Genomic DNA, 9,463 nt, shown 5'->3' on the forward strand with positions numbered 1-9,463 from the left:
GCCTAGGAGTCGGAGCCGTAGCGCTTGCGCACCCGGGACTTGAGGAGCTTTCCGGAGGCGGTGCGCGGGAGTTCGTCCGCGACCACCACCGACTTGGGGATCTTGTACTTGGCGAGTCGGCCGGCCAGGGAGGCCAGGACCTCGTCGGGGTCGGGGGTGGTGCCCTCGCGGGGGACGACGACTGCCCGCGGCACCTCGCCCCACTTGTCGTCCGGGACGCCGATGACCGCGCACTCGGCGATGTCCGGGTGGCCGAGGAGCAGGTCCTCGATCTCGGCGGGGTAGATGTTCTCGCCTCCGGAGATGATCATGTCCTTGATGCGGTCGACGATGAAGACGTAGCCGTCCTCGTCGACCCGGGCCGCGTCTCCGCTGCGGAACCAGCCGTCCGCGAAGGAGGCGGCGGTCTCCTCGGGCAGCCCCCAGTAGCCGGGCATGACGTGCGGGCCGCGGAGCACGATCTCGCCGGTCTCGCCGACGTCGACGGGCGCCAGGTCCGGCCGTACCACCCGGACGTCGCTGAAGAAGTGCGGCACACCCGCCGAGCCCGCCTTGCCGATGGCGTGCTCGGCGTCCAGGAACAGGGTTCCGGGCGAGGCCTCGGTCATGCCGTAGCCCTGGAGGAAGGTGAGCCCGCGCTCCTGGTAGGCGGCGATGAGGGGCGTCGACACCGGGGAGCCGCCGCAGGTCAGGATGCGCAGGGAGGACAGGTCCGCGCCCGCCCAGCGCGGGTGCCTCGCCACCTGCTCGAACATCGTCGGCACCCCGAACATGAAGGTGATCCGGTGCTGTTCGATCAGGTCGAAGGTGGCGCTGGGGTCGAAGGTCTCGACGAGGACGCAGGCGCCGCCCTTGAGCAGCACCGGGAGCGTCAGCATGTTCAGGCCCGCCGTGTGGAACAACGGGGCGGAGACCAGGGCGCGTTCGTCGGCGATCAGGTCCGTGTCGACGAGGACGTTGATCGCGTTCCACGTCAGGTTGCCGTGGGTGAGCATGGCGCCCTTGGGACGCCCTGTGGTGCCCGAGGTGTACATGATGATGCAGGTGTCGTCGGGGGCGACCGGCTCGTCGATCGGCTCGGCCGGTGACCCGGCGAGCAACTGCTCGTACTCGGGGCCGACTTCGACGTACGTACGGACGTCGGTGCTGCCCGGCAGTCCGGCGACGAGCCCCGCGTGCGAGGGGCCGTAGACCAGCGCCCTGGCTCCGGAGTCGGAGAGCTGGTAGCCGATCTCCGGTCCGGCGAGGCGGGTGTTGAGGGGGACGAAGACCGCGCCGAGCGTGCCGGCCGCGAACAGCGTCTCCAGGTAGGAGGGATGGTTCGGGCCGAGGTAGGCGATCCGGTCGCCGCGCCGGATGCCCCGGGCGCGCAGGGCGTGCGCGAGGCGGGTGACGCGGGTGTGCAGCCCGGCGTACGAGAGTGTCGTGTCGCCGTGGATCAGGGCGGTGCGGTGCGGGGTCTTGCGGGCCCGGCGTGCGGGCCACGAACCCAGTCCCTCGTTGCGCATCTGGGGCCCCTTACGGCTTGGTCAGCCCGAGCAGACGGGCGGCGTTCTCCTTGAGGATCTTCGGCTTCACCTCGTCCTTGATCGACAGCTTCGCGAAGTCGGCGAGCCAGCGGTCGGGGGTGAGGACGGGGAAGTCGGAGCCGAAGAGGACCTTGTCCTTGAGCAGGGTGTTCGCGTACTGCACGAGCTGCGGCGGGAAGTACTTCGGCGACCAGCCGGACAGGTCGATGTGCACGCCGGGCTTGTGCGTGGCGACGGCGAGGGCCTCGTCCTGCCAGGGGAACGACGGGTGCGCCAGGATGATCTTCAGGTGCGGGAAGTCGGCCGCCACGTCGTCCACGTGGAGGGGGTTCGAGTACTTCAGGCGGATGCCGCCGCCGCCCGGGACTCCGGCGCCGATACCCGTCTGCCCGGTGTGGAAGAGGGCGATCGTGCCGGTCTCCTCGATCACCTCGTAGAGGTCGTACGCGACCGAGCGGTCGTTGGGGAAGAAGCCCTGGATGCTGGGGTGGAACTTGAAGCCCTTCACCCCGTACTCCTCGACCAGCCGGCGGGCCTGCTTCACGCCCGCCTTGCCGCGGAAGGGGTCGATGGAGGCGAAGGGGATCAGCACGTCGGAGTTGGCGGCGGCCGCCTCGGCGACCTCCTCGTTCGGGACGGGCGCGGTGCCGGTCGCGGACTCGGCGTCCACCGTGAAGATCACGGCGGCCATCTTCCGCTCGCGGTAGTAGGCGGCGGTCTCCTCAAGGGTCGGCTTCCGCTTGCCCTCGACCTTGAAGTAGGCGGAGGAGGCGTCGTGCAGGTCGTCGTCCAGCGAGGAATGGCCCTTGGAGGAGACCTCCGCGTGGGTGTGCACGTCGATCGCGACCAGCTCGTCGATGTCCATCAGGCCTCCGGAAGCTTCGGTGCCGGGATGCCGACCGTCTGGAGCTCGGCGCCGACGGACGTGGGGAAGGCGTCGGCCAGGGTGTCGGGGGTCCAGCCGCCGTCGGCGTACGCCGCCTTGATCTCCTGCGGATGCGACCAGAGTGCCACCTTGTCGCCGCCGATGCCGATGGCCTGGCCGGTGATGGACCGGGCGGCCTCGGAGGCGAGGAAGGGGACGAGGGCCGCGCAGTCCTCGGGGGTGCCGAAGCCCTCGCCCTTGCGGAGGAAGTCCGGGAGCGGCTCACCGTTCCGCATGGCCTCGATGTACGGGGCGAAGGCGGGGATGGTCTCGGTCATCGCGGTGGCCGCGACGGGCACGATCGCGTTGACGGTGATGTTCGCGCGGCCCAGCTCCATCGACCAGGTGCGGGCGAAGGCGGCGATGCCGGCCTTGGCGGCGGCGTAGTTCGTCTGCCCGAAGTTGCCGCGCTGCCCGGCCGGGGAGCCGACCAGGATCAGGGAGCCGCCCTCGCCCTGCTCGCGCATCCGGACGGCGGCGGCGCGGGCGCAGGTGAAGGTGCCCTTGAGGTGGGTGGTGATCACCGCGTCGAAGTCGTCGTCGGTCATCTTCCACAGCACCTTGTCGCGCAGGATGCCGGCGTTGGTGACCAGGATGTCGATCCGCCCGAACTCCGCCACGGCCCGGTTCACGAGCCGCTCGGCGGCCTCGGTGGTGCCGACCGGGACGACCTCGGCGACGGCGGTGCCGCCCGCCTCGGCGATGGACTTCACGGCTGCCTCGGCCACGGCCTCGTCGACGTCGTTGACGACCACGGAGGCGCCGTGGGCGGCGAGGGCGTGCGCATAGGCGAGGCCGAGGCCCCGGCCACTGCCGGTGACGACGGCGACCTTGCCGGTGAGATCGATGCTGGGCACGAGCGGGTCCCTTCACGAACGGATGCTGGGGGGTGCGGCTTGTCGCCGGGGTGCGGCTACGAGATCGAAGCTAAGAGCAATAATTGGTGACGTCAATAGTTGTTGGCGACCTTCGGGTGCGTCATGCTGGAATCTCCCTGACACACCGAGCACGAGGAGCCCGCCATCACACGCCAGCACGTCACCCCGAAGCCCATCGACTCGGAGGAGCCGTGGATGCGCGGGCTGCACGCGGACACCGGTTATCTGCTGTACCGCCTGGGCCTGCGCTCGGGCCAGTTGTTCAACACGTTCCTCCAGGAGTCGGGGCTGCGGCTGCGGCACTACGCGGTGCTGCGCTATCTCGCCGGCTCCGAGGGCGCGCTCCAGCGGGAGCTGAGCGCCCAGCTCGGCTACGACCCCAGCGCGATCGTCGGCCTGGTCGACGACCTGGAGAAGCTGGGGATGACCGAGCGCCGCCCCTCCCCCGACGACCGCCGCAGCAAGACCGTCGTTCTCACCGACACGGGCCGGTCCTTCCTGCGCGGCACCGACGAGGCGGGCCGCCGGGTGACCAACGACCTGCTCGCACCGCTGGACCCCGCCGAGCGGGACACCCTCCAGGCCCTCCTGCTGAGAATCGCCGACCAGCCATGACCCTGCGCTCCGCACCGGACCGGCTGCTGTCCGTGCTCGCCGCGTTCGACCATGAGCATCCGGCACTGTCGCTCACCGACATCAGCCGGCGGGCCGGGCTGACGCTCACGACCACCCACCGCCTGGTGGGCGCGCTGACCGACTGGGGCGCGCTGGAGCGGGACGACGCCGGGGTCTACCACGTCGGGCTCCGCCTCTGGGAGGTCGCCGCGCTCGCGCCGCGTGGAGTCGCGCTCCGGCAGCTGGCGCTGCCGTATCTGGAGGACCTGTACGAAGCCACCCACGAGAACGTGCAGTTGGCGGTGCGGGACGGGTCGGATGTCGTCTACATCGAGTGGATCGCGGGGCGTTCGTCGGTCGGTGTGCACATCCGGGTGGGGGCGCGCTGGCCGCTGCACGCCACCGGGGTCGGCCTGGTGCTGCTGGCGCACTGCGAGCCGCGGGAGCAGGAGGAGTACTGCGCGACACCGCTCGCCGTCTTCACGCCGTACACGCTCGCCGAACCGGCGAAGCTGCGCCGGGTCCTGGCCGAGGTCCGGCGCACCGGTGTCGCGGTCAGCAGCCGTCAGGTCACCGACGACGCCCTGTCGGTGGCGGCCCCCGTGTGCGGACCCGACGGGACGGTGGTCGCGGCCGTGTCAGTCGTGGTGCCGCAGGCCGACGCCCAGGTACCGGCGCTGATCCCGGCGGTCCGGCTCGCGGCGCTGGGGATCTCGCGGGCACTGGGCTGGCAGCCGACGGCCGCACCCCGCTCGGGCGCCGGATATCCCTCTCACCGGTGAGGTCCCGGCCGCGTCGGCGTCGTGATACTGGAACGGCCCCGGCCCCGAGGAGCCGCTCATGTCCGCCGTCCGGTCCTGGTACGCCCCCCTCGCGATCCGTCTGAGGACGACGAACCCGTACGTCGTCGACAGTGCGCTCGCCGCGCTGGTGCTGTTCGCCGCGTCCCTGCAGTGGATGTTCCCGGACGAGGGCGACGACCCGCTGAGCCGGGTGGGCTGGCTGCTGGGGGCCGCCACCGCCGTCCCCCTGGTCTGGCGCCGCCGCTTCCCCTACGCGTGCGCGCTGGCCGTCTCGGCGGCCACCACGGCGATGGCCTACTACCACGCGCCACCGCCGGACGTGCTCTACGGCGGGCTCGTCGTCCTGTACACCATGGCCGCCCAGGGCCTGCCCTGGCAGCGCCGCAGCATGCTGGCCAGCTGGCTGCTGGGGGCGGTGGTGACCATGCAGCACAAGGAGCACTCCGAGCCCTTCGAGTACGCCTTCCACCTCACCGGGATGATCTGCGCCTACGGCCTCGGCGTGCTGGCCCGCGTCCAGCGCGCGTACACCGCCGCCGTCGAGGACCGGGCACGCCGGCTGGAACGGGAGCGGGCCGCGGAGACCGCGCGGGCCATCGCCCAGGAACGCTCCCGGATCGCCCGGGACATGCACGACATCCTCGCGCACGCGGTCAGCCTGATGGTCGTCCAGGCGGAGGCCGGACCGGTCGTGGTGCGCAGTGACCCGGACCGCGCCGAGGCGGCGTTCGACGCGATCGCGGCCAGCGGGCGGGACGCGATGACCCAACTGCGGCGCATCCTCGGGGTCCTGAAGGAGGAGGAACGCCGGGGCGGCGCCGCCCGGCTGCCGCAGCCGGATCTCGCCGGGCTGCCCGATCTGGTCCGCCAGGTCGCCGCATCCACCGCGCTCCGGGTCGAGTTGAGCGTACGCGGCCGGTCCCGCCCGCTGCCCCCGGACACCGAGGTGGCCGCCTACCGCGCGGTGCAGGAAGCCCTGACCAACACGGTCAAGCACGCGTACGCTTCCTGCGCACAGGTGGAACTCGACTGGGCGGAGGACGAGTTGACCCTCACGGTCACCGACGACGGCCGGGGCCCGGCGCGCACGGCCGGCGGCCACGGCCTGATCGGTCTCAGGGAGCGGGCGGCCGCCTGCGGGGGCAGCGCGGAGGCCGGGCCGGGTCCGCGGGGCGGCTTCCGGGTCGTCGTACGGCTGCCCGCCACCGCGGAGCGGGAAGCGGCCCTCGGGTGAGCATCCGGGTGGTCGTCGCCGACGACCAGGAACTGGTCCGCAGCGGCTTCACCATGATCCTGGAGGCGCAGGAGGACATCGAGGTGGTCGCCGAGGCCGGGGACGGCGCGGCGGCGGTGGCCGCGGTGCTCGGGCACACGCCCGACGTCCTCCTCCTCGACATCCGGATGCCCGTCATGGACGGCCTGGAGGCGGCCCGTCGGGTGTGCGCCCGATCGAGCTGCAAGGTGGTCATGCTGACCACGTTCGACCTCGACGAGTACGTCTACGACGCGCTCTACGCGGGGGCCAGCGGCTTCCTCCTCAAGGACGTGCGCCGGGACGACCTCGTGCACGCGGTCCGTGTGGTCGCGGGCGGCGACTCCCTGCTCGCGCCTGCGGTCACCCGCCGCCTGGTCGCGGACATCGTGCGCCGCCGCCGCGAGGAGGCCGCCACCGGGCCCGCCCCCGACCGCCTGGACGTCCTGACGGCCCGCGAGGTGGAGATCCTGCGGATGCTGGCCCGGGGCCTGTCCAACGCGGAGATCGCCACGACCCTGTTCGTGAGCGAGCACACGGTCAAGACCCACGTCAGCAATGTGCTGAGCAAGCTGGGTCTGCGCGACCGGGTGCAGGCGGTGATCTGCGCCTACGAGACGGGGCTGGTGACGCCGGGCGCGCCCCTTTAGGGGCGCGGGGAACCGCGCGACGGTCCCCCACGCTCCTGAGCCGTGCGCGCTCCTAGTCGTCCAGCTCGGTGAACAAGGTCAGCTGCAGCGAACCGGGCGCCTCCAGGCGGGAGTTGAGGGAGTTCCAGGGCGTGCGGGTCGGCTCGGCGACCACCTCCGCACCCGCCTCGGCCAGCCGGGCCGTGGTGGCGGTCGAGTCGTCGACCTCGAAGGCGACCCTGATGTGTCCCGCGACCCGCTTGCCCACCTCCACCTCGTCGATGAACGCGGCATGGTTCGGGTCCGTCAGCTCCAGCGTCGCGCGCCCCGCCTCCAGGATGGTCACCCGTCCGTCGGGCGAGGAGAACGCGGCCCGTTCGGGCAGTCCGAGGACGTCCCGGTAGAAGCGCAACGCCTTGTCGTAGTCCTCCGCCGTGACGACGAGACGGAGTTCACGGACGGCGGGTGATACCTCGGACATAGGGCCTCCTCGATGGCGTCTGCTCGGTCAACTCCCCGACCGGTACCGCGGATTCCTCCCTCGTGGGAGTGAGAGACCACCTCGCCTCACCCGTACGGCCCAGACGCCGAAACCGCCCGTCCCGGCGATCCGGCGGGCACACCCCCGCCAGCAGTCTGAGGGAGCCGTCGACCACCGCCAACCCGCCGGGAGGCCCCCGTGCTCTCCACCCTCGCCCGCGCGGCGACCCGCCGCCCGCTGACCGTCATCGGCCTGTGGGCCGCCTTCCTGCTGCTGGGCTTCGGCCTCGGGACGGGCGTCTTCGCCGACCTCTCCGACGACGTGCCCGACGTACCGGGCACCGAGTCCGACCTGGCCGACGACTACCTCTCCGGTGTGGACCCGACCGGCGAGTCCGTCACCGCGGTCGTCGCGGGCGAGGCCGTCTCCGACGCGGCCCTGCGTGACCGGGTCGAGCGGACCGTCGCCAAGGTCCGCGAGATCGCCGGGGTGGCCGAGGTGCCGGACCCGTACACCACCCCCGGTCTCACCGCCCGGGACGGACAGGCCCTGATCATCCCCGTCACCTTCGAGGGCGGCCTCACCGACGAGGCCGAGGAGACGGCGACCGACTCCGCCGTCGAGACGATCAAGCGGATCGACGCGCCCGACGTCCACGTCAGCGGCGGCGAACTGCTCGGCCGACAGCTCGGGGAGCGCGCCCAACAGGACGTGAAGAACGCCGAGTTGATCTCCCTGCCGGTCGTACTCGCCCTGCTGCTGGTCGTGTTCGGGGGCCTGCGTGCCGCAGCGCTGCCGCTGGTGATCGCGGTGAGCGGGATCGCGGGGGCCCTCCTCGGGCTGTTCGCCTTCAGCCAGGTCACCGACATCTCGGTGTACGCGATCCAGGTCACCACCATGCTCGGCCTCGGACTCGCCGTCGATTACGCCCTGTTGACAGTGGTCCGCTTCCGCGAGGAACGCCGGCACACCGACGACGTCGTGGAGGCCGTGCACCGTACGGTCGCCGCCGCCGGCCGGACCGTCCTGTTCTCCGGGCTCACCGTGGCCGTCAGCCTGACCGGCCTGCTGGTCTTCCCGAGCGTGTTCCTGCGCAGCATGGGCCTGGCCGTCGCCGCCGTCGTCGTGGTCGACATGCTGGCCGCGGTGACCCTGCTGCCCGCGCTGCTCGCACGGTTCGGCGACCGCATCCGGCCCTCCAAGGCCCGCTCGGCGGACGAGGAGGGCCGTGTCTTCGCCCGCCTCGCCCGCTTCGCGCAGCGCCGCCGGGTCGCCGTCCTGGTCACCGTCGTCCCGGTCCTGCTGCTCCTGGCCCTGCCCGTGTCCGGCGTGCGGATCGCCATCGGGGACGCCCGGCAGCTGCCGTCCAGCACCGAGGCACGGCAGTTGTACGACACCGTCGACGCGCACTTCCCGAAGGGCACCGGGGTCTCTCCCGTGGTCGTCGTCCTCAAGCCCGGCACCGACCCCGCGACCGCGGACCGGATCCGCGCCCTGGTGCCGAACGCCGCGTCCCGTGACCTGCCGGGCGGCAACACCGTCGTGGAACTGCAGCCGCCCGGCACGGTGGACGGCACGGCGGCCACCGGCCTGGTCGAGCGGGTGCGGGAGCTGCGCGGCGACGAGCCCGTCCAGGTGACCGGGGTCGCCGCCCGGCTGGTCGACTTCCGCGCGATGCTCGCCGACCGGGCACCCTGGGCGGCGCTGACCGTCCTGGCCGCCGTCCTCGTCCTGCTGTTCGCCTTCACCGGCTCGGTGCTGATCCCGCTGCGCACGATCGCGACGACCCTGCTCAGCCTGGGCGCGGCGCTCGGCGTGGTGGTGTGGGTCTTCCAGGACGGCCACGGGGCCGGACTGCTCGGCGGTGAGGGCCTGGGCGCGCTGAGCCTGACCGCGCCGCCGCTGATCGTGTCGATCGCCTTCGGGCTCGCCATGGACTACGAGCTGTTCATCCTGGCCCGGATGCGGGAGGCCCGGCAGCGCGGCAACGACGACCACGAGGCCGTCGTGACGGGGCTGCGGCGGTCCGGGCGGGTCGTCACCTGCGCCGCACTGCTCCTCGCGATCGTGTTCGGCGCCTTCATGACCGGCGGGTTCTCCCCCATCCTCCAGATCGGCCTCGGCCTGACCCTGGCGGTACTGATCGACGCGACAGTCGTACGAATGCTGCTGGTCCCGGCGACCATGGCGCTGCTCGGCCGCCATGCCTGGTGGGCACCGAGGCCGCTGCGCAGGGCGCACGACCGGTTCGGGCTGCGGGAGCCGGCCACACGCGAGCACCCCGCGCCGACAAGCGCCTGACACCCGACGGACGGCGCCTGCCGCTGGCCCCGGATGCCATGGCGCCGCTA

General features: G+C 72.2%; 9 protein-coding genes. 5 read left to right on the plus strand and 4 right to left on the minus strand.

From position 1 onward, the window contains the following. Positions 1-2: 2 nt before the first annotated feature. From AQI94_RS16050 to AQI94_RS16060, 3 genes are read right to left on the minus strand one after another with little or no spacing between them, the layout of a single operon-like run. Positions 3-1,508, minus strand: coding sequence for an acyl-CoA synthetase (locus AQI94_RS16050; RefSeq protein ID WP_031046384.1), 1,506 nt, complete (start codon positions 1,506-1,508; stop codon positions 3-5). 10 nt (positions 1,509-1,518) lie between these two features. Next, complete coding sequence (locus tag AQI94_RS16055) at positions 1,519-2,394, minus strand: amidohydrolase family protein (protein ID WP_031046381.1); 876 nt, start codon at positions 2,392-2,394, stop codon at positions 1,519-1,521. Beyond that, positions 2,394-3,311, minus strand: coding sequence for an SDR family NAD(P)-dependent oxidoreductase (locus tag AQI94_RS16060; RefSeq protein WP_031046378.1), 918 nt, complete (start codon positions 3,309-3,311; stop codon positions 2,394-2,396). Before AQI94_RS16060 ends, AQI94_RS16055 begins: the two co-directional genes overlap by 1 nt. Positions 3,312-3,527: 216 nt before the next feature. Here AQI94_RS16060 and AQI94_RS16065 point away from each other — a divergent pair, with 216 nt between their 5' ends. From AQI94_RS16065 to AQI94_RS16080, 4 genes are read left to right on the plus strand one after another with little or no spacing between them, the layout of a single operon-like run. Continuing rightward, entirely contained in the window at positions 3,528-3,947 is a 420-nt protein-coding gene (locus tag AQI94_RS16065) for a MarR family winged helix-turn-helix transcriptional regulator (protein ID WP_031046375.1), read from the plus strand. Next, positions 3,944-4,729, plus strand: a complete 786-nt coding sequence (locus AQI94_RS16070) for an IclR family transcriptional regulator (RefSeq protein ID WP_031046373.1) — start codon at positions 3,944-3,946, stop codon at positions 4,727-4,729. Before AQI94_RS16065 ends, AQI94_RS16070 begins: the two co-directional genes overlap by 4 nt. A 58-nt stretch (positions 4,730-4,787) precedes the next feature. Continuing rightward, positions 4,788-5,984 (plus strand): sensor histidine kinase, encoded by a 1,197-nt coding sequence (locus AQI94_RS16075; protein WP_031046370.1) that lies wholly within the window; start codon positions 4,788-4,790, stop codon positions 5,982-5,984. Then, on the plus strand, positions 5,981-6,652 hold the full coding sequence (locus AQI94_RS16080; protein WP_031046367.1) for a response regulator: 672 nt from the start codon (positions 5,981-5,983) through the stop codon (positions 6,650-6,652). The genes AQI94_RS16075 and AQI94_RS16080 overlap by 4 nt, the downstream gene beginning before the upstream one ends. A gap of 52 nt (positions 6,653-6,704) precedes the next feature. On the opposite strand, the gene AQI94_RS16085 is transcribed toward AQI94_RS16080, so the two are convergent. After that, complete coding sequence (locus tag AQI94_RS16085) at positions 6,705-7,112, minus strand: VOC family protein (protein WP_031046351.1); 408 nt, start codon at positions 7,110-7,112, stop codon at positions 6,705-6,707. Between the two features lie 198 nt (positions 7,113-7,310). On the opposite strand from AQI94_RS16085, the gene AQI94_RS16090 reads away from it, so the two are divergent. Further along, on the plus strand, positions 7,311-9,413 hold the full coding sequence (locus AQI94_RS16090) for an MMPL family transporter (RefSeq protein WP_031046349.1): 2,103 nt from the start codon (positions 7,311-7,313) through the stop codon (positions 9,411-9,413). The last annotated feature ends 50 nt before the right edge of the window (positions 9,414-9,463 follow it).

It is taken from the genome of Streptomyces pseudovenezuelae, from assembly GCF_001513955.1.
In the GTDB taxonomy this organism is placed as follows: Bacteria; Actinomycetota; Actinomycetes; order Streptomycetales; family Streptomycetaceae; genus Streptomyces; species Streptomyces pseudovenezuelae.